Origin of the sequence: Pseudomonas sp. B14(2022) (assembly GCF_012030485.1) — a bacterium.
Lineage (GTDB): Bacteria > Pseudomonadota > Gammaproteobacteria > Pseudomonadales > Pseudomonadaceae > Aquipseudomonas.
Genome location: NZ_JAAUVM010000001.1, coordinates 349,328 through 367,508, shown reverse-complemented (window position 1 = coordinate 367,508; position 18,181 = coordinate 349,328). Strand labels below are relative to the sequence as shown.

The 18,181-nt window shown below is 61.3% G+C and carries 20 protein-coding genes; 5 read left to right on the top strand and 15 right to left on the bottom strand.

Going from position 1 to position 18,181, the window contains the following annotated elements:
• Window positions 1-73: 73 nt before the first annotated feature.
• Both HCF10_RS01805 and HCF10_RS01800 read left to right on the top strand, forming a co-directional pair.
• Complete coding sequence (locus HCF10_RS01805; RefSeq protein ID WP_167654769.1) at window positions 74-1,450, top strand: L-serine ammonia-lyase; 1,377 nt, start codon at window positions 74-76, stop codon at window positions 1,448-1,450.
• A 337-nt stretch (window positions 1,451-1,787) separates the two neighbouring features.
• Window positions 1,788-2,105 (top strand): DUF3509 domain-containing protein, encoded by a 318-nt coding sequence (locus HCF10_RS01800; protein ID WP_131698318.1) that lies wholly within the window; start codon window positions 1,788-1,790, stop codon window positions 2,103-2,105.
• On the opposite strand, the gene HCF10_RS01795 is transcribed toward HCF10_RS01800, so the two are convergent.
• The 4 genes from HCF10_RS01795 to HCF10_RS01780 form a co-directional block, all read right to left on the bottom strand.
• A complete protein-coding gene (locus HCF10_RS01795; protein WP_027604688.1) occupies window positions 2,102-2,590 on the bottom strand; it encodes a phosphate-starvation-inducible protein PsiE in 489 nt (162 codons plus the stop codon). The two genes, HCF10_RS01800 and HCF10_RS01795, sit on opposite strands and share 4 nt — an antisense overlap.
• A gap of 168 nt (window positions 2,591-2,758) precedes the next feature.
• Window positions 2,759-3,028 (bottom strand): type II toxin-antitoxin system RelE/ParE family toxin, encoded by a 270-nt coding sequence (locus tag HCF10_RS01790; protein WP_145335240.1) that lies wholly within the window; start codon window positions 3,026-3,028, stop codon window positions 2,759-2,761.
• Window positions 3,018-3,206, bottom strand: coding sequence for a type II toxin-antitoxin system RelB family antitoxin (relB, locus tag HCF10_RS01785; RefSeq protein WP_115487608.1), 189 nt, complete (start codon window positions 3,204-3,206; stop codon window positions 3,018-3,020). Before relB ends, HCF10_RS01790 begins: the two co-directional genes overlap by 11 nt.
• A gap of 154 nt (window positions 3,207-3,360) precedes the next feature.
• A complete protein-coding gene (locus HCF10_RS01780) occupies window positions 3,361-3,606 on the bottom strand; it encodes a DUF6124 family protein (protein WP_065924200.1) in 246 nt (81 codons plus the stop codon).
• A 423-nt stretch (window positions 3,607-4,029) separates the two neighbouring features.
• On the opposite strand from HCF10_RS01780, the gene HCF10_RS01775 reads away from it, so the two are divergent.
• Complete coding sequence (locus tag HCF10_RS01775) at window positions 4,030-4,290, top strand: YebG family protein (protein ID WP_012722374.1); 261 nt, start codon at window positions 4,030-4,032, stop codon at window positions 4,288-4,290.
• Window positions 4,291-4,345: 55 nt separating this feature from the next.
• On the opposite strand, the gene HCF10_RS01770 is transcribed toward HCF10_RS01775, so the two are convergent.
• Complete coding sequence (locus HCF10_RS01770; protein WP_027604689.1) at window positions 4,346-5,365, bottom strand: Leu/Phe/Val dehydrogenase; 1,020 nt, start codon at window positions 5,363-5,365, stop codon at window positions 4,346-4,348.
• A gap of 184 nt (window positions 5,366-5,549) precedes the next feature.
• Here HCF10_RS01770 and HCF10_RS01765 point away from each other — a divergent pair, with 184 nt between their 5' ends.
• Window positions 5,550-6,353 (top strand): SirB1 family protein, encoded by an 804-nt coding sequence (locus HCF10_RS01765; protein ID WP_167654768.1) that lies wholly within the window; start codon window positions 5,550-5,552, stop codon window positions 6,351-6,353.
• A gap of 161 nt (window positions 6,354-6,514) precedes the next feature.
• Here the strand turns inward: HCF10_RS01765 and maiA are convergent, their stop codons facing one another.
• The 3 genes from maiA to hmgA are packed head-to-tail and all read right to left on the bottom strand — an operon-like array spanning window position 6,515 to window position 9,736.
• Entirely contained in the window at window positions 6,515-7,150 is a 636-nt protein-coding gene (gene maiA / locus HCF10_RS01760) for a maleylacetoacetate isomerase (protein WP_167654767.1), read from the bottom strand.
• Window positions 7,151-7,162: 12 nt separating this feature from the next.
• The gene (fahA, locus tag HCF10_RS01755) at window positions 7,163-8,449 is read right to left on the bottom strand and encodes a fumarylacetoacetase (protein ID WP_167654766.1); all 1,287 of its coding nucleotides are present in this window, start codon (window positions 8,447-8,449) and stop codon (window positions 7,163-7,165) included.
• 3 nt (window positions 8,450-8,452) lie between these two features.
• Window positions 8,453-9,736, bottom strand: a complete 1,284-nt coding sequence (gene hmgA, locus HCF10_RS01750) for a homogentisate 1,2-dioxygenase (RefSeq protein WP_167654765.1) — start codon at window positions 9,734-9,736, stop codon at window positions 8,453-8,455.
• 120 nt (window positions 9,737-9,856) lie between these two features.
• Between hmgA and HCF10_RS01745 the strand changes: the two genes are divergently transcribed.
• A complete protein-coding gene (locus HCF10_RS01745) occupies window positions 9,857-10,636 on the top strand; it encodes an IclR family transcriptional regulator (RefSeq protein ID WP_131698323.1) in 780 nt (259 codons plus the stop codon).
• A gap of 1 nt (window position 10,637) precedes the next feature.
• Here HCF10_RS01745 and dacB read toward each other — a convergent pair whose 3' ends face one another.
• The 7 genes from dacB to HCF10_RS01710 all read right to left on the bottom strand — a co-directional run bounded on the left by dacB (window position 10,638) and on the right by HCF10_RS01710 (window position 17,798).
• Window positions 10,638-12,083 carry a D-alanyl-D-alanine carboxypeptidase/D-alanyl-D-alanine endopeptidase gene (gene dacB, locus HCF10_RS01740; protein ID WP_167654764.1) on the bottom strand — a complete coding sequence of 482 codons (1,446 nt, stop codon included), beginning with the start codon at window positions 12,081-12,083 and terminating at the stop codon, window positions 10,638-10,640.
• Between the two features lie 206 nt (window positions 12,084-12,289).
• On the bottom strand, window positions 12,290-14,707 hold the full coding sequence (locus HCF10_RS01735) for a TonB-dependent siderophore receptor (protein ID WP_167654763.1): 2,418 nt from the start codon (window positions 14,705-14,707) through the stop codon (window positions 12,290-12,292).
• Window positions 14,708-14,816: 109 nt separating this feature from the next.
• Window positions 14,817-15,752: a glutathione S-transferase family protein gene (locus tag HCF10_RS01730; RefSeq protein ID WP_167654762.1), complete on the bottom strand. Its 936-nt coding sequence runs from the start codon at window positions 15,750-15,752 to the stop codon at window positions 14,817-14,819.
• Between the two features lie 75 nt (window positions 15,753-15,827).
• Window positions 15,828-16,103: a GIY-YIG nuclease family protein gene (locus tag HCF10_RS01725; protein WP_090409144.1), complete on the bottom strand. Its 276-nt coding sequence runs from the start codon at window positions 16,101-16,103 to the stop codon at window positions 15,828-15,830.
• Between the two features lie 36 nt (window positions 16,104-16,139).
• A complete protein-coding gene (locus HCF10_RS01720; RefSeq protein ID WP_167654761.1) occupies window positions 16,140-16,610 on the bottom strand; it encodes a nuclear transport factor 2 family protein in 471 nt (156 codons plus the stop codon).
• A 96-nt stretch (window positions 16,611-16,706) separates the two neighbouring features.
• Window positions 16,707-17,342 carry a response regulator transcription factor gene (locus tag HCF10_RS01715; RefSeq protein ID WP_131698327.1) on the bottom strand — a complete coding sequence of 212 codons (636 nt, stop codon included), beginning with the start codon at window positions 17,340-17,342 and terminating at the stop codon, window positions 16,707-16,709.
• 207 nt (window positions 17,343-17,549) lie between these two features.
• Window positions 17,550-17,798, bottom strand: a complete 249-nt coding sequence (locus HCF10_RS01710; RefSeq protein WP_145622915.1) for a hypothetical protein — start codon at window positions 17,796-17,798, stop codon at window positions 17,550-17,552.
• Window positions 17,799-18,181: the final 383 nt, after the last annotated feature.

The window sequence follows — 18,181 nt, the reverse complement described above, 5'->3', positions numbered from 1 at the left end:
AGTATCAAGCCAACTGCGCTCGTCCTACAAAACATGGCAGCGATTCCTACTCCATTGCTTGTAAGGCTTTAGCATGGCTATCAGTGTTTTCGATCTATTCAAGGTGGGCATCGGCCCTTCCAGCTCCCATACCGTCGGCCCCATGCGCGCGGCGGCGACCTTCGTCCAAGCCCTGAGCGACCAGCAATGGCTGGGTGAAACGCGCCGCGTCGAAGTGCGCCTGTATGGCTCGCTGTCCGCCACCGGTGTCGGCCACGCCACCGACCGCGCCTGTGTCATGGGCCTGATGGGCGAATGGCCGGATCAGGTCGATCCCACCTCGATCAACCCGCGTATCCAGCAACTGCGCGAGTCCGGTCGCTTGTTACTGGCCGGCAAGCATGAAATTGCCTTCAACTGGCAAAGCGACCTCCTACTGCTGGACGAAAGCCTGCCCTACCACCCCAACGCCATGTCCCTGCTGGCCTACGGCGACAACGGCCTGCTGAGTGAGCAAACCTATTATTCGGTGGGTGGCGGTTTCATCATCGACGCCGCTGAAGCCGCTTCGGGCATTGCACCGACCAGCGATGTGCAATTGCCTTACGAGTTTTCCAGCGCCGTCGAACTGCTGGCCCTGTGCAACAAGCATGGCCTGCGGGTTTCCGAATTGATGATGGCCAACGAGCGCGCATGGCGCAGCGATGAACAGATCCGCAGCGGCCTGCTGCATATCTGGTCGGTGATGCGCGAATGCGTGGAACAAGGCCTGCGTGACGAAGGCATCCTCCCAGGTGGCCTGGACGTGCCCCGCCGCGCAGCAAAACTGCACCGCAGCCTGCTGGAAATCGGCAAACCCAATGTGATCACCTCGACCTTGTCGGCCATGGAATGGGTCAACCTGTTTGCCCTCGCCGTCAACGAAGAAAATGCCGCGGGCGGTCGCATGGTCACCGCGCCGACCAATGGCGCGGCGGGGATCATCCCGGCGGTGCTGCATTACTACATGAAGTTCAACGCCGCCGCGTCCGACGACGATGTGGTCAATTTCTTCCTGGCCGCCGCAGCCGTCGGCATTCTGTGTAAGAAAAACGCCTCAATCTCCGGTGCCGAAGTCGGCTGCCAGGGCGAAGTCGGGTCAGCCTGCGCCATGGCCGCCGCCGGCTTGGCCGACATCCTCGGCGCCAGCCCCGAACAACTGGAAAACGCCGCCGAAATCGGCCTGGAACACAACCTCGGCCTGACCTGCGACCCAGTCGGCGGCCTGGTGCAAGTGCCGTGCATCGAGCGCAATGCCATCGCCGCGGTCAAGGCCATCAACGCCACGCAAATGGCTCTGCGCGGCGACGGCAAGCACTTCATTTCCCTCGACCGGGTGATCCGCACCATGCGCGATACCGGCGCCGACATGCATGACAAATACAAAGAAACGTCACGGGGCGGCCTGGCGGTCAGCTGGGTGGAGTGCTGATTGCGCTGTCAGCGATCGTTTTTTCCGTGTTGCCCTGAAACGGATCACCGATCTCAATAACAACATAGAACCCATGTGGGAGGGGGCTTGCTCCCGATAGCGGTGAATCAGCCAAGTATTCATTGACTGATGCACCGCTATCGGGAGCAAGCCCCCTCCCACATAAGGCGCTCATTGTTTGACAGATCGCTGTACGGCACGCCCTTTGCTGTACAGCTCATGAGGTAAACGGAATTTGTACAACCTCAGCGACGGAGTGGCCGGTGGTCAGGCAACGCGAACTAATCACGACACCGGTCGTCAATGACTGCATGTTCTTATCAGGCGGTAACGCACCATGGACAATCCTTTTCAGATCATCACCGACACCTTCACCCCAAAATACCGCGTCAACCTGAGCATCCAACGGCTCGACGGAAGCATCATGCTCACCCTCTCGGATGAGACGGGTGTAGTGGCCAAACGCATGATCAGCGCCGAACAGCGCAACGATCCGCAACGGCTTAAACGCCTGGTGCAGAGCATTCAATTCGGCATTGCCATTGAGCAGGGCCACAGCGCCATGGAGATCCTGACGGTGATGACGGACGGCGACAGCCACAAATTGTTGCAGCGGCCACCGGCCCGCGCCCTTCCCTTCAGCGTCGGGCTTTAAAGCTCACCCTTCTCGGTTTCCAGGCTCGCCTCGCCCTTGCGACGCGGGCCTTCGACCTTCACCGACGGGAACGCCGACGACGCGTAACGCACCACCAGAATCGCAAACGCCAACAGCAGAATCCCGCCGCACAGGTAGATGATGCCGAGGTCGGGCGGGTTGTGGTGAGACACGTTGGAGATCAACAGACGCGTCAGCGCGGTGATCGCCACGTAGATCAGGAAGCGCACCGGCATGTGGTTGGTCTTGAAATAAATCCCGACCATCGCGCCCAATTCCAGGTAGATGAACAACAGCAAGATGTCATCGATCTTGATGTGTCCATTCTCCAGCATCCCCAGAAATTCCATCACCGCTGCCCAGGCGGTCACCGCACCGATGGCGAACAACGCCAGGTAGTGGAACGACTCGACAAACAGGTTACCCAGGGACTCGGCCAGCCCATGGACTTGATGGCGCAGCTTTTCGGCCCAATTAAATTTCACGATGGTGCTTCCTTAGGTCGGTTCGACCGGATAATGCGGGTTGGACGTGACGGTTGTTCTGCATGCAGAAAAAAGGCCAGAGGCGGGTATAAGATGATGGCGGGGTGACATGAGACACGTGGGAGGATGAGCAGAGTAGATACTTTGCCAATCCGAGAAGCGGATTTTTCAAGGATATCGCTGGCGGGCGTGTAAAACCGAGATGACCCGAATGTTGTCTGTCACCTTATAAACGACCAGATAATTCGGGTGTACCACCATCTCTCGCGTGCCGATGACACGCCCAGGGCGGTAAAGATGGGGCCTACGAGAAAGAGCCAGCACGGAGGCTTCTATTGCTTGGTTTAGCTCAAGCGCAGCAACTGGATTGCGGTCGCTGATGTAATCAGTAATTTGCCGGAGTTGCACCCGCGCTGCGGGAGCCCACTCAATCAGCATCGCCTTTCTTGCGTTTGGATTCGATTAACGCGCGCATCTCTGCCATCACTTCATCATGAGGAATGCCAGGGCTTGGATCATCAAGAGCGGCCTGTACCTTGGCGCGAAACCAGCGGTCATAGCTGTCGGCCTGCTCTTCGGTATCTGCGGGGATACCTGAGGAAAAGGAAGTGTCCATAAAAGCCTCCGTTGTCGATGAAGAAGGAGTCTAGTCGCTGGAGTTTTTACTGTCGTGCTCCGAGCGATGAAGTGAGTAACAGGAAAAATCGAAGCCATTTGTGACTATTTTTTGACCGTTCCCATAAACGTAGGAACGGTCAGAGGGCTTGGCATCAAACTGGTGCGACTTTCTCTAGCGCTTGGTCGACTAACAGACCGCCAATCTCAACCAATTGGTGAATGGCCAATACCAGACTTCGCTGCGGACCTTCAAGGTCGAATGCCAGCATATTAGCCATTTCACGGGCGCTGTTCAGGGTTTCGCTGGCGTTAGCCAGTAAGGTTTCTGTGTCAGCTTCAGGCGTGACGCTGAATAGCGTCGAATCGGTGGACGGGGGGTTGGGAGTGATTTTTTTCATAGATTAGTTCCTTAGTTAAGAAACCATCACCGCCTGCCGCCAAGCAGGTTGGGTGACGGATTGCACAAGGTTGGCGGACCGGTAAGGAACAACCCGGCACCCCGAAGGGTCCATGCGCAACCCGCCATGACACAAGAATGCAAATGCAAAAAACGCCTGCAGTCTTATAGGGGTGTTGTTGCGCTTCCTTGTTGGGCCGCCAAGCCCGCTAGCTGCATTTGCAGCGCCCGGTGAAAGTAAGCCACCGGACAATTCCAGCGCAACCCCGGCAAGTTGTCAGAAATTTCCGGTGTAGCAAACCCCTATTTCCCGGCTACATTAAAAAACTGCTACCCAAACCCCACAGTTTGGCTTAACCTTTTAGCTGTATATAAGTACAGTAGTCGCAAAAGACAACTATCGTGAAGGCATGTGAGGTGGTGAATGGCCGTCGAAGTGGTATACCGCAGCAGCCGAGATCTGGAGCGTTTGTTCATGGATAAAGCCGAAGCTGACCGTCATGACAAGATGCTTGAACTCGCTGAGTTGCTCGCAGAAGTGTTGCAAAAAGCCGTGCCGTCCCTGAGCGAGCAGCAGGTGGAAGAAGCGGGGATCTACATGGCGAAGAATCGCGATGTGTTTGCCAAGGCGTTCAAGAGTCAACCGGACGCGTTGTCCGAGCTGCTGAACGCACCGGCGGAATAAAGTCCGAATTGAACAGGCCCTGAGTCCATGATTCAGGGCCTTTTTAATGCCTGGCCTATTTGTAGAGCAAACGCTCGGCCAGTTCGTCCGCGACCCGTGCCGGGGAGCGTTTTTCGGCCTGGGCGTGGGCGAAGATTTCGGTCAGGCGCGTGCCGATGTTGGACAGGTGCGCGGTGATGGTCGGCAGTTCTGCGCCGCTGTGCTTGAGGGCGACGTAGATCAGGCCACCGGAGTTGATCACGTAGTCCGGGGCGTAGAGGATGCCGCGGCCTTCGAGTTGGTCGGCCACTTGCAGGTTGGTCAGTTGCGCACTGGCGGAACCGGCCACGGCGGCGCAGCGTAGCTGGCCGACGCTCTGGCGGTTGAACACGGCGCCCAGGCCGCAGGGTGCGAGGATGTCGCACGGGGTGCTGAGCAAGGCGTCGTTGGCGATCGGGTGCGCGCCGAGCTGTTCCATGGCCAGTTGCACCTTGCCGTGATCGATGTCGCTGACCAGCAGTTCGGCGCCGGCGGCGTGCAGTTGTTCGGCCAGGGCGAAGCCCACGTTGCCCAGGCCCTGGATGGCCACGCGCAAGCCTTCGAGGTTGTCGCTGCCCAGACGGGCCATGGCGGTGGTGCGGATCCCGGCGAACACGCCCATGGCGGCATGGGGCGAAGGGTCCCCGGCGGCGGTGGTGCTGGTAACGAAACGGGTGTGTTGAGCGATGCAGTCCATGTCGGCGACCGAGGTGCCGCTGTCGGTGGCGGTGATGTAGCGACCGTCGAGTTGCTCGATGCAACGACCGAAGGCTTCAAACAGTGCCGCACGGTTTTCCACATGGGCGGGGCGCAGGATCACCGCCGTACCGCCACCCACCGGCAACCCGGCCAGGGCGGCCTTGTAGCTCATGCCTTGGGCCAGGCGCGCGGCGTCCGCCACGGCGCTTTCATCGTCGGGGTAAGCAAGGTAGCGACAACCACCCAGGGCTGGGCCCAGGCGGCTGTTGTGGATGGCTATGACCGCCTTCAACCCCGTCACCGGGTCGATGCTCAGGTGCAGCGATTCAAGGCGGGTGCTGTGCATGAGAGCAAACATCGTCGAGCTCCCGAATCACTTCTTGTGTCGCCAAGTATAGGCTTGCGGCAGAAAACTGCCGAAGTGCGCTGGAATAAGCCGCTCGGTTTTGCAGGCCCTGCGACATAAGCACGTAGGATATCTCTCAAGACACTGGACGAAATTTCCCAGCAAGGCTAAAACGGGGCATCTGCCGGAGAAAGCAATGAATCCCCGCCAAGCCTTTTTCGCCTGCCTGGAACGTTCGCCCCCCGCGCTGTTTGAAGCCGCGCTGTGGATTGCCGCCGAGCATGACCCGGCGGTGCTACCGGCGTTGATCATGCAGGACCTGAAATTGCTCGAGCAACAGGCCAACCAGGGCATGCCCATGCTGCCGGCGGACGAACTGGGGCAGCCCTTGCTGCGACGCATGAATGACCTCGGCTTCGCCCAGGATGACTTCACCCCGCTGCGCCCCGCCGCCGCCCTGCTGGACAAGGTGTTGCAACGCAAACGCGGGCAGCCCCTGGCCCTGGGGTTGATTGCCATGGAGCTGGCTCGACGCCTGGGGATCCCCATGGTCGGCGTCAACTTCCCCGGCCACTTCCTGTTGCGGGTGCCCGGTGCCGATCACCTGCTGGACCCCTGCGGCGGGCGACGCCTGTACCCCAACGATTGCCGCGAGCTGCTGCAACGCCAGTACGGCCCCAACCTCAAGTTGCAGGTCGACCACCTGCACACCGCCGAACCCCGTTCGATCCTGCAACGGCTGTCCCGCAACCTGCGCCAGTTGCACCTGGCCAATGACAACCCTTTGGCCGCGTTGATCGACGCCGAGCGCGTGCTGGAACTGGGCAATGCCAGCGCTGCCGATTACCTCGCGCGGGCCAGCCTGTATCAGCGCCTGGACTGCCCCAACGCCGAGCGCTTCGACCTCGAACACGCGCTCATGCTCAGCGAAGACCCGATCCAACGCCTACGCCTGACTGAGCGGCTGGGGCACCTGCCGCCCAACTTCGTGGTGCATTGAACCCACGACTTTTCAGCAGCAAATTGTCCTGTGGCGAGCGGACTTGCCACAGGACAATTTGCTCTTCAATCGATCGGTAAAACCAGGCCATGCCGATGGCGAAGGTGCCGGCAAACAGGAACATCAAGGTTTTTATTGTTCCCGCGCGAGGGAACGATCATTCAAGGCGTATCGGGTTGGCTGGCAGGATGGGCCTGGATGAATGCCGGATGCTGCGCCGCCAACGCCGCCACCCTGCCGATGCGCGGGTAAGCCGCCAATGGCACCTTGAAGCGCTCCGCCGCATACAACTGGGGAATCAGGAATGCGTCCGCCATCCCCGGCTGCTCGCCAAAGCAATAACCCTTATCGCCAATCAACTGCTCCACCGCACCCAGCCCCAGGCTGATCCAATGCCCGATCCACTCCAGCACCTGCACGTCATCATGCCCCCACTGACGCAGCAGGTTCTGGGTGCTGGAATTGTGCAACGGGTGAATATCGCAGCCGATGATCGACGCCACCGCGCGTTCATGGGCACGGGTGACCATGTCCTTGGAAAGCAGCGGCGCCTGTGGATAACGTTCGTCCAGATATTCAATGATCGTCGCGGACTGAATCAGCAACTCGCCCTCATCGGTGCGCAAGGCCGGAACGCGACCTTGGGGGTTGATGGCCAGGTATTCGGGCTGGCGATTGGCGCCACCCGCCGGCACCAGCAGGTTGACGGGCACCGCAGTGAAATCCAGGCCCTTGAGCGCGAGGGCGATGCGCACCCGGTATGACGCCGTTGAACGGTAGTAGGTATAGAGTTCCATCGCCCTGCCCTCCTAGCGCGCCGCGACCACGGTGCCACGGCATTCGCCGAAGCCGATGGAGGCAAAGCCTTCACGGTTGCAACGGGCGCGCAGAATGACTTCATCACCGTCTTCAAGGAACCTGCGCACTTCGCCGGAAGGCAGTTCGATGACCTTCTTACCGCCCTCGGTCATCTCCAGCAGGCTGCCGAACTGCCCTGCCTCAGGGCCGGACAAGGTGCCCGAACCGAACAGGTCGCCGGCCTGCAATTGGCAGCCGTTGACGCTGTGGTGCGCCACCAACTGCGCGACGGTCCAGTACATATGCAGGCTGTTGCTCAGGGCCAGACGATGGGCCGGCAGGTTTTGCTCGCGCATCGACGCCGTGGTGAGCAGTACTTCCAGTTCTATATCGAAGGCGCCGGCCGCCTGATCGCGTTTATCCAGCAGGTACGGCAGCGGTTGCGGATCGCCTTCGGGCCGCGCTGGTTGTGCTTTGCGGAACGGTTCCAGGGCTTCGGCCGTGACCACCCACGGTGAAATGGTGGTGATGAAGCTCTTCGACAGGAACGGCCCCAGCGGCTGGTATTCCCAGGCCTGGATGTCCCGCGCCGACCAGTCATTGAGCAGGCAGAAACCGGCGATATGCTCGGCCGCATCGCCAATGGCAATCGAGTCGCCCATGGCATTGCCCTGGCCGATCCAGATGCCCAGTTCCAGCTCATAGTCCAGGCGTGCGCAGGGGCCGAAGCTCGGCTCAGTCTGGCCGGCCGGCAAGGTCTGGCCTTTGGGGCGACGTACCTCGGCACCCGAGGTGCGAATGGTCGAGGCGCGGCCGTGATAACCGATCGGGACGTACTTGTAGTTCGGCAGCAGCGGGTTATCCGGGCGGAACAGTTTGCCGACGTTCTGCGCGTGCTCGATGCCGACGTAGAAGTCGGTGTAGTCGTTGATCTTCGCCGGCAGGTGCATCTGGCAATCGGCGGCGCGGTGCAGCACCTGCGCTTCACGGGTTTGCAGTTTGCTGCCCTCCGCCAGCAGTTCCAGCAGGCGCTCGCGCAACGCCACGCGCGGGCCACGGCCCAGCTCGAAAAAGGCGTTCAACTGGCCGCCCACGGTGGATTCAACGGCTTGGCGGGCCTCGCCTTCAAACTCATCCAGGGCGGCGTGCAGGTCGAGGATCGCGTCGCCAATCGCGACGCCGCTGCGCGGGGCCGAGCCATTGATGCTGAACACCCCCAGCGGCAGGTTTTGCAGGGGGAAATCGCGGTGACCGTTGGCGGAGGCTACCCAGCTGCGGGTAAGGGTTGGCTGCGTCATGGGTTATCTCCGGTTCGGGTTGAAGGTGGCGGGCAGCGAGGCCCAGCACGCGTCATAAGAAGGTTGCAGTTGCGGGCACTCCAGGGCGAACTGGGTCGGACGCAGCACCTGGCTGGTCTCGAACATGAAGGCCATGGTGTTGTCGATCTTGTGCGGCGCCAGGTCCACGTTGATGGCTTTGGTGCAGGTCTCGCCGTCCGGGCCGTGGGCGCTCATGCAGCTGTGCAGCGACGCGCCGCCGGGCAGGAAGCCTTCGGCCTTGGCGTCGTAGGCGCCCTGGATCAAGCCCATGTATTCGTTCATCAGGTTGCGGTGGAACCACGGCGGACGGAAGGTGTTCTCGGCCACCATCCAGCGCGGCGGGAATATCACGAAGTCGAGGTTGGCCAGGCCATGAGTGCTGGTGGGCGAGGTCAATACAGTGAAGATCGACGGGTCGGGGTGATCGAAACTTACCGTGCCAATGGTGTTGAAACGGCGCAGGTCGTATTTGTACGGCACGTTGTTGCCGTGCCAGGCCACCACGTTCAGCGGTGAATGGTCCAGCTCGCAGGCCCACAGTTCACCGAGGAATTTCTGCACCAGCGTGGTCGGTTGCTTGAGGTCTTCGTAGTGGGCCACCGGGGTGAGGAAGTCACGCGGATTGGCCAGGCCGTTGCTGCCGATAGGCCCCAGGTCCGGCAGGCGCAGCGGTGCGCCATGGTTTTCGGCGACGTAACCGCGCGCTTGTGCATCCAGCAGTTCAACGCGAAATTTGAGGCCACGGGGCAACACCGCAATGTCCAGCGGCTCGACGTCCAGCACGCCCAATTCGGTGGCGATGCGCAGGCGGCCCTGCTCGGGCACGATCAACAGTTCGCCGTCGGCATTGAAGAACACACGGTCCATGGAGCGATTAGCGCAGTAGTTATAGATGCTGATGCCCGAGGGTTTTTCCGACACGGCGTTGGCCACCATGCCGACCAGGCCGTCGATAAAGTCCGTCGGCTCAGTCGGAATATCCAACGGGTTCCAGCGCAGGCGATTGGGCGTCACTGCGCCCAAAGGGCCACCGGCCAACTGCCGCTCCAGCTTGATAAACGCCGGGTGATTGGCCGACGGTTGGATGCGGTACAGCCAGGTGCGGCGGGCTTCGCTGCGCACCATGGTGAAGGCGGTGCCGGAAAACAGTTCGGTATACAGCCCGTAGGGCGCTTTTTGCGGGGAGTTCTGCCCGACCGGCAAGGCGCCGAGCAAGGCTTCGCTGGCGAATTCATTGCCGAAGCCCGACAGGTATTCGAGGTTCATGGATCATCCTCTATGCGGAAGTTGTTTTTATCGTAATCCAGTTACGCATAACGTAATTTGATCACTGTCGACCGTCAAGCTATAAAGACGCCCATTCATCTCTCGGATTCTCGCCTCTCCATGGAAAAGCCCCGCGACACCGGTAAACAGAAAGTCCGCTCGGCCGAAGTGGGCACCGACATCCTCAAGGCCCTGGCCGAACTGTCGCCCTCCACGTCGTTGTCGCGGCTGGCCGACCATGTGCAGATGCCGGCGAGCAAGGTGCACCGTTATTTACAGGCGCTGATCGCCTCAGGTTTTGCCGAACAGAACACCGCCACCAACCATTACGGCCTGGGGCGCGAAGCATTGCGTGTTGGCCTGGCCGCGCTGGGTAGCATGGACGTGCTGAAAGTCGGCGCGATGCCCCTGGCAGAGCTGCGCGACGATTTGAATGAAACCTGCTTTCTGGCGGTATGGGGCAACCAGGGCGCAACCGTGGTACAGATCGAACCGGCCGTGCGCGCCGTGACGGTGGTGACGCAATTGGGTTCGGTGTTACCGCTGCTCAGTTCATCCACCGGCCTGGTGTTCAGTGCCTTCCTGCCGTCGCGGGAAACCGTCGAGTTGCGTGAGCGTGAAATCCAGGCCGGTACCGCCCATGCCCTCGCCAACGACCAGGCCTACGCCACGGCCTGTGAACAGATCCGCCAGCGCGGCCTGCACTTTGTGCATGGCCTGCTGATGCCGGGGGTGGATGCGTTGTCGGCGCCGGTGTTCAACGCGGTCGGGCAAGTGGCGGCGGTGATGACCGTGGTCGGTCCCACCTCGCTGTTCCACGCCGACGAAGATGGCCCGGCGGCGCAGCGCTTGCTGGCGGCGACCCGGGCCGTGAGTTGGCGGATGGGCTACCAGCCCTGAGCTAGTCGTGCCACTGGGACAGCGCCAGCGCCAGGCGGTTTTCGAGGGCGCGGATAGGGGCTGCGTCGCTGACGTAGTTATTGCTGATCATCGAAAATACCAGGCGCCGTCCGTCGGCATCGGTGATATAGCCGCTCAACGATGATACGCCGGCCATGGAGCCGGTCTTGGCGTGCAGGTTGTTTTGGGCAGCCGTCCCGCGCAGGCGATATCGCAGGCTGCCGCCGGTCATACGGTCGGCATTGCCGGCAATCGGCAAGGCGTTGTACCAGGCGTCGAACCAGGGTTGCTTGGCGGTGACCAGCAGCAGATCCGTCAGGTTCTGCGCCGACACCAGGTTGCGTCGCGACAAACCTGAGCCATCCACCTGGCTCAGCGTCGCCGGGTCCAGGCCCTGGCGCTGCATGAACGCCGCTACCGCCGCCACGCCCGCCGCCGCCGTACCCGCGTTGGCCGTTTTGCGGCCCATGGCCTTGAGCAACGCTTCGGACATGTTGTTGTTCGAGAGCTTGAGCAGCGGCGTGATCAGCGCCTGCAGCGGTGCCGACTGATGCTCCGCCAACAGCGTGGCCGTGTTGGGACTGACGCCCCCGGTCACCCGCCGCCCCAGTACCCGGATGCCCTGCTGCGCCAAGGCCTGCTCAAACAGATTGGCCACCAGTTGCGTCGGTTCCCACACACTCACCCATTGCCGGCTTTGCTTGCCCGGTGCGAGCGCGCCGGTGAGTTGCAGCAGGTTGGTGCCGTGCTGGCGGGTGATGCCGTAGCTGTTGCCGGGGCCACTGACAGCGCGGTTGCTCAGTTGCACGTAGTCGGTGGACGGGCTCACCACCACGCTCACTGGCTGGCCGAGTGCGACGGGAGCCTTCGCCGTAACGAGCAAGGTGCCCGCGTCAAAATCCGCATTCGGCGACACCGTCAGCGCCGAAATCTGCGCGCCGTAGTAGGTACTTTCGTCGTCCTGGGCCCAATCCAAGCCCAGGCGCTCGGCGTCGAACCACGTGTCATCGAACACCAGGTCGCCTTGCACCTGGCGCACGCCCTGGCTGGCCAGCTGGACGGCCAATGCCTGGTAGTCGGCGAACTGCGTGGTCGGGTCGCCGAGGCCGCGCAGGTACAGGTTGCCGGCAAGACGTTCACCTTGCCGGGTGCCGTCGCTCAACAGTTGGGTGGAGAAGCGGTATTGCGGCCCCAGCACATCCATCGCCGCAGCGGTGGTGAGCAACTTGAGGTTGGAGGCCGGGATCAGGCGTGTGCGCGGATTGTGTTGATAGAGGGTGCTGCCGCTGCGGGCGTCGCGCACCATGACGGAAACCGTGGCGCCATCGAGGGCCGGATCGGCCAGCAGGTGATCCAGTGTTGAAGGCGTGGAAGGCTGCGAAACACTCGCGCAGCCGCCCAGTAAAACGCTCAGGCACAGCAGGTGTAGCCATCGTCCAAAGTGCATCGGTACTGTGTTCCGCAAAGCCATTAATGGCCGCAACGCTAACAGCTCCGTACCTTTGTGGCGAGCGGGCTCGCCCCGCGCTGGGTGGCGAAGCCGCCCTTACTAATGCCGCCGTGTTTTTTCAGGAACACCGCAGAACCTGTTTTGGGGCCGCTTCGCAGCCCAACGCGGGGCAAGCCCGCTCACCACAGGGAACCCGCCGGGGTTTAGAACTCCAGGGTGCTGGACACCGACACCTGCCGCGCATCGCCCATGGACACAAACAAGCGGCTGGCCGCCGAGGTGTAGTAGACGCGGTCGAACAGGTTCTTCACGTTGACCTGGAATTTGACCTTCTGCCCGTCGATCCTGGTGTCGTAGGTGGCGAAGGCATCCGCCACGGTGTAGCCCGGCAGGTTGAAGTCGTTTGCGGCGTCGCCTGCGCGCTCGCCGACATACCGCGCACCGGTGCCGACACGCAACTGATCGCCGCCGAAAATGTTGCCGAAGTCGTACGCGACCGACAGCGAACCGGTGTGCCTGGCCACGTTTTGCAGGCGGTTGCCTTCAAGCGCCGGGTTGTTGTCCTTGATGTCTTCGGCATCGGTAAAGGCGTAGCTGCCGATCAGGCTCCACTTGTCGGTCAATTGGCCGGTGGCGTCCAGTTCCAGGCCACGAGAACGTACTTGCCCCGCGATGCTGTAGACGGTGTTCGCACCGGAGCCCACCGACACCAGCACATTGCGCTTGTCGATAGTGAACAACGCGGCACTGGCGGTGATGCGCCCCGGGATATCGAGCTTGGCGCCCAGTTCCCACGACTTGGATTCCTCAGGCGTGAGGTCACCGGTCAACGTGCTGCCATCGAGCAAAGGGGCGATGGTGGAGTTGGGTTTGAACGACTCGGTGTAGCTGCCGTAGAACGACAGCTCATCGGTGTAGCGATACACCAGGCCGGCACGCGGCACCCAGGCCTGGCCGTTGCCGTCGGTGTTGGCCTTGAACGGCACGCCCTTGCCGGCGTACTGGTCATACATCTGATAGCGCGCACCGGCCACGAAGATCCACTGGTCGGTCAGGTGAATCGCGTCCTGGAAGAACAGCGAGTCGCTGCGCAACAGGTCGGTCTGGGCGCTGTCGGCGGCACTGACGCTGGTGCCCGCGACTTCGTTGCCGTACACCGGGTTGTTGTAGTTGAAGGTGCCGCGCGAGTTCTGGCGAATCAGGTCGGCGCGGTAGATCTTGCGGTACTCGTCGTCCAGGCCGAACACCAGGTCATGCTGCATGCCCAGTACATTGACCTTGCCTTCCAGGCTCGCCGTGGTGAAGCGGTCAGTGGTGATCGCGCCCTGGGTGCCGTCCATCTTGCGGGTCAGGGTGCCGTTGGTGCTCACCGCGCTGACGCGCACCTGGCTGGCGTCGTAGGTCTCACGGTTCCAGCTGTAGCCGAAATGGGCTTTCCAGTCGTCGTTCAAGTCGTGGTCGGCTTCAAAGCGGTACAGGTCGGAACGGCCTTCCATGTTGTTGAACGGCTCATCCAGACGGCGAGTGGCCGGGATGTCCAATGGGTGGTTGGACTTGTCGATGGCCGTGCCGCGGTCGAACGGCGAGAGAAATTCGCGGTGTTCGTAGGCGAACAACAACTTGGTTGAATCGCCATACCAGGCCAGGGACGGCGCCACCAGTGACTCGCGGTGAGTGCCGAAGTTGCGCCAGTAGTCTTCGTCTTCATGGTCGACGATCAGGCGATACGCCAGGCCCGAATCCCCGATGGGGCCGGTGGTGTCGAGGTTGCCGCCGCTGCCGTTCTTGCCGTCGCCGAAGGTCGAGCCGCGCACGGTCAGGGACGTGGCCTGGGTCAGTTGCGGCTTTTTGCTGACGATATTGACTACGCCGCCCGGGTCCTGGATGCCATACAGCAGCGACGACGGGCCCTTGAGCACTTCGACCCGTTCTGCGGTTGAATTCAACGCCCGGCCCTGCACCACCGGCATGCCATCGCGCATGATCGAACCGTTACGGTTGTCGCCAAAACCGCGCAGCATCACCGCGTCCTGGGTGCTGGCCAGGGTATTGGCCTGGGTGATGCCGCTGATGTTGGCCAGGGCATCATCCAGGTTGCGCGGGGTCTGGTCGCGCAGCACTTGGGCGGGGACCACGTTGACGGTTTGCGGGGTTTCCAGCAGCAAAGCACGGGAGCGCATCACCGAGCTGGTGGGCGGGGGCTGGTAGCTGGTGCTGTCCTCGGTTTGGCCGACGCCGCTGATGGTGGTCGCGCCGAGGTTGAGCGCGCCATCGGTGGGCACCGGTTCCAGGGCCAAGGTGCGGGCGTCGATCTGGCGGAACGTGAAGCCGGAGTTGCCCAGCAGACGTTGCAGGGCCTGGTTGGCACTCATTTGCCCGCTGACCGCCGGGGCACTGAGGCCGTAAGGCGCTTCATCGGTGTAGATCACGCTGATCCCGGTGACCCGGCTGAAATCGCTCAGGGCCTGGGGCAGCGGCTTGGCTGCCAGGGCAAAGGTGAACTGGGCGCTTTGCTGCTCCTGCGCCTGCGCCACGCCGAGGGGCAGCAACGCCAGCCCCGACACCGCCAATACCGAGGCTCCCAGCCACTGTTTAACCAAACCGCCCGCCGTCGACTTCATGCTGTGAGAACCCGTGTAGAAAACGCCATTAATGCGAATAGATCGCAGTTTCAAGCACTACACGGATGGGCGGGCGATTTACCTCACCTTTGTTGGCAAATATTTTTATTTATTGCGCCTGAATGCGGAACCCCCAGCGTGGGAAATGCACATGCACGGTGCCGGCGCGTTCATCGGTGCGGCGCAGGATCAGTTCTTCGCGCCCGGCAAACAACAGCTCACCCACGACCGGGTCGGTGCCGTAGTCAGTGGCCGAGATGCTCACCTGCTGGCCGGGCTTGAAGCCGTTCAAGTCCTCGAAAAGCGCTTCGGGCAGCGCCGCCGGTGTGGCATTGCGCGCCACGTCCAGGGCTTGCTCGGCGCTCATCTGGGTAGCAGTGCCATGGCCGAAGCTCAGCACGCGCTCAAGCCAGGCGACCACAGCGGGATAGGCGTCCACCAATGGCGCCGTCACCGAAGAGCCGTTGAGGAACCACAGCGGGTGCGCCAGGGCAAAGTCGGCAATCGAAGGTTCGCCGAACAGGAAATCCCCAGGCGCGTGCTGCAATTGCTGATCAATGCGGCCGATGATGACCGGCCATTGGTGTTTGGCCTGGTCGAGTTGCACACGGGCTGCCGTGCCACCGCTGAACAGTTTGCTGCGGTCAGCCACCAGCACTTGAAGCAGCTCCGGCGGCACCTTGGCAAATTTGACCGCCAGGGATTCGGGTTGGAACACCAGCGCTACGGCGTGGGAAAACACCACCGAATCCGCCCAGGCCGCGAAGCCTTGGGTGACCAGTTCCAGGCCTTGGGGAAACAGCGCCGGTGCCGCTTTATCCTGCTCCAGGCGCCGGGCGATCAACGCGGTGTCGCAGTAGATATCGGCGCCGACTTGCAACACCGGGGTCTTGCGATAGCCGCCGGTGAGGGCGGTCAGGTCAGGCTTGGGCATCACCGGCGAGATATGCACCGAGTGCCAGGACAAGCCCTTGAAGCCCAGCAACAGGCGGGCTTTTTCAGCGAATGGGGACTGCGGGTAGTGGTGCAGGATCAGCTCGGACATGCCCGGCTCCGTTGGCGAAGTGAGCCACTAGCTTAGCCTGCAACACCGCGCGTGGGGACGATGGCAACCCATCAATCAAATCAATGAGCCACTCGCCGCCAGGCACTCCTTGGCGCTTTTCTTCAACTTCTTGATCAAGCGTTCCTGACGCAACGCCTCGCCTTTGCTCGCGCATTGCTCCGTGTACACCAGCGCGACCGCCGGGCTGGACAGGAAAAACCGTGCGCCCTTGCCGCTCTGATGAGAGGCAAAACGACGCACCGGGTCATTGCTGATGCCGCAATACAACGCGCCATTGGCGGCGCGTACCAGGTACACAAACCAGGGTTTGGGTTCAGAAGGATCAGTCACGGGTCGATTCGGCAAACCAGAAGAGCGCCAAGCTTATCAACGACCGGCCTGAAATGCCCTGAGGCCTTTGAGTGCCTGGGCACGCACGGCGTTTTTCAGCGCCGGCGACCAGCCCAGCAACAGGCCCTTGAGGCCCAGGGCCTGACGCGACCAGCGCCACAGGTCGAAGTGGTCGTGGTGTTCGCAGATCTTGCCATCGCGAAACACGAACCGCGCGCCGATATCGTTGACCACCGTATTGCCGGTGGCGCTGAACAGGTAAGTCGCGACCCAGTGCGCGCTGCCGGTCGTTTCATCGCTGCGTACATGGTCGAACGTCAGGGAAAAATCCTTGGCCCGGGTAGTGAGCATGCGCCACATATCGCCGGCGTCACGCCCGCGCAATTCACCGAAAGCCGGGTCGCTGAACAGCACATCCTCGGTGTAGAAGGCCGCCATGGCCTCGGCATCCAGCCGCTGGAAGGCGCTGTAGAACTCGGTGATCAGGGCGTTGTGTGCGTCGCTCATGGGCAGGTTCCAAACCAGGGGTTTTAAGCCGTCCAAGATAGTCCGGGCGCCGGTAAAACTCTATCGCCATTTACACCGGGAATGACCCACCCGGCGCTACGGCACCATGCCGCAGCTGCGGGCATAGGCAAACAGATCCACGTCGGTGGAAATGCACAGCCGACTCATGGCGGTGCTTTTCTGCTTGCTGATCGTGGAAATACTGCGATTGACCCGGGCCGCAATCTGGCTGACGGTCATGCCGCTGGCCAGCATCCTGACCACTTCGCGTTCCTTGCTGGATAACTGCGGCTGTTGCAGTTGATCTCCGGTGCCCGCCTCCACCAACTGGGCCCGCAGGCATTCACTGACAAATGTCTCGCCCTTGATCACTGTACCGATGGCGGTGGGCAGCTCCCTGGCCGAGGCGCTCTTGGCGACAATCGCCCGTGCCCCATGGGCAAAGGAAGCACGCAACGTCGCCACATTGGCAAACATGGTGACCAGAATCACCGGCAAATTCGGGTACTGGCGTCGCAACAATCCCAGCAACCCGTAGCCGTCCGCCTGCTGACCACCCGGCATGGCGAAGTCAGTCACCAGCACGTCACACGCCACCGTACTCAACAACCGGAGTAACTCATCGGGACCGTCGGCCTCACCGACGACTTTGCATCTACCGCCCGCCTCAATCACCACCCGTTGCCCGATGCGCACAATGGGGTGATCGTCGGCAATAATTACACGCAGCATAAATACCCACGAATGATGGCAACTGGAATTGGCGCAAAAATACCTGTGTCCTCGCGCGTCAACAACCACTCGGTGCGACACGTTCCGGACCGCGACCCGTGTTTGATAGCTGACAAACTTATACCTACAAAACAAAAAGAAACTACCTACATACAAAGCCTCCAACACAAAGGGGAAACATCCTACAAGACTCTCTATTCCAAGGATTCATAACCGGCTTAGATAAGCAATGTATACGCGCAAGTTACGCTGAAAGACTTGCAACTGCGGCATGTTCGCCACCACACCACGGGCCTGGACTCGAGCGATCAACTGCTCGGCGCGGCGCTCCAGGTCAACGCCCCCGACGAACGCCAGGCTGCCCACCAGTCGGTGCAATCGCTCCACCACCAATGACGCATCGGCGCGGGCCTGCGCCAGGTCCAACAACGCGTTGTCTTCACGTGCTTCATCCATCAGGCTGGCCAGCGCCCGGTTCACCATCTCATCACTGCCGAAAATGTCGATCAGGCGGGCACGCGTCGGCCACGCGATCGCACCTGCACAACACGCCGGCGCCTCCACTAGCGGTGGTGGGGGCGAGGGTGCCAACTTCAGGACAGGTACTTGATTGGAAAATACCCTTGTCACCATGGTCACCTCACTGCGCTTACATTGATTGTTCAGCCCATGAGTTCATCAATACCCATCTGAGTGGGGTTGGAAGATGCAACAGCCAGATCAACGAACAGCGTGCAAAATTCCCGTGGCGCTCATATGACTGTCATAAGCAACAATGAATATCCCTAAGGATGTAAAAAAGACGATACAACAACTACGAAAAATCTAGTTTTCCTACG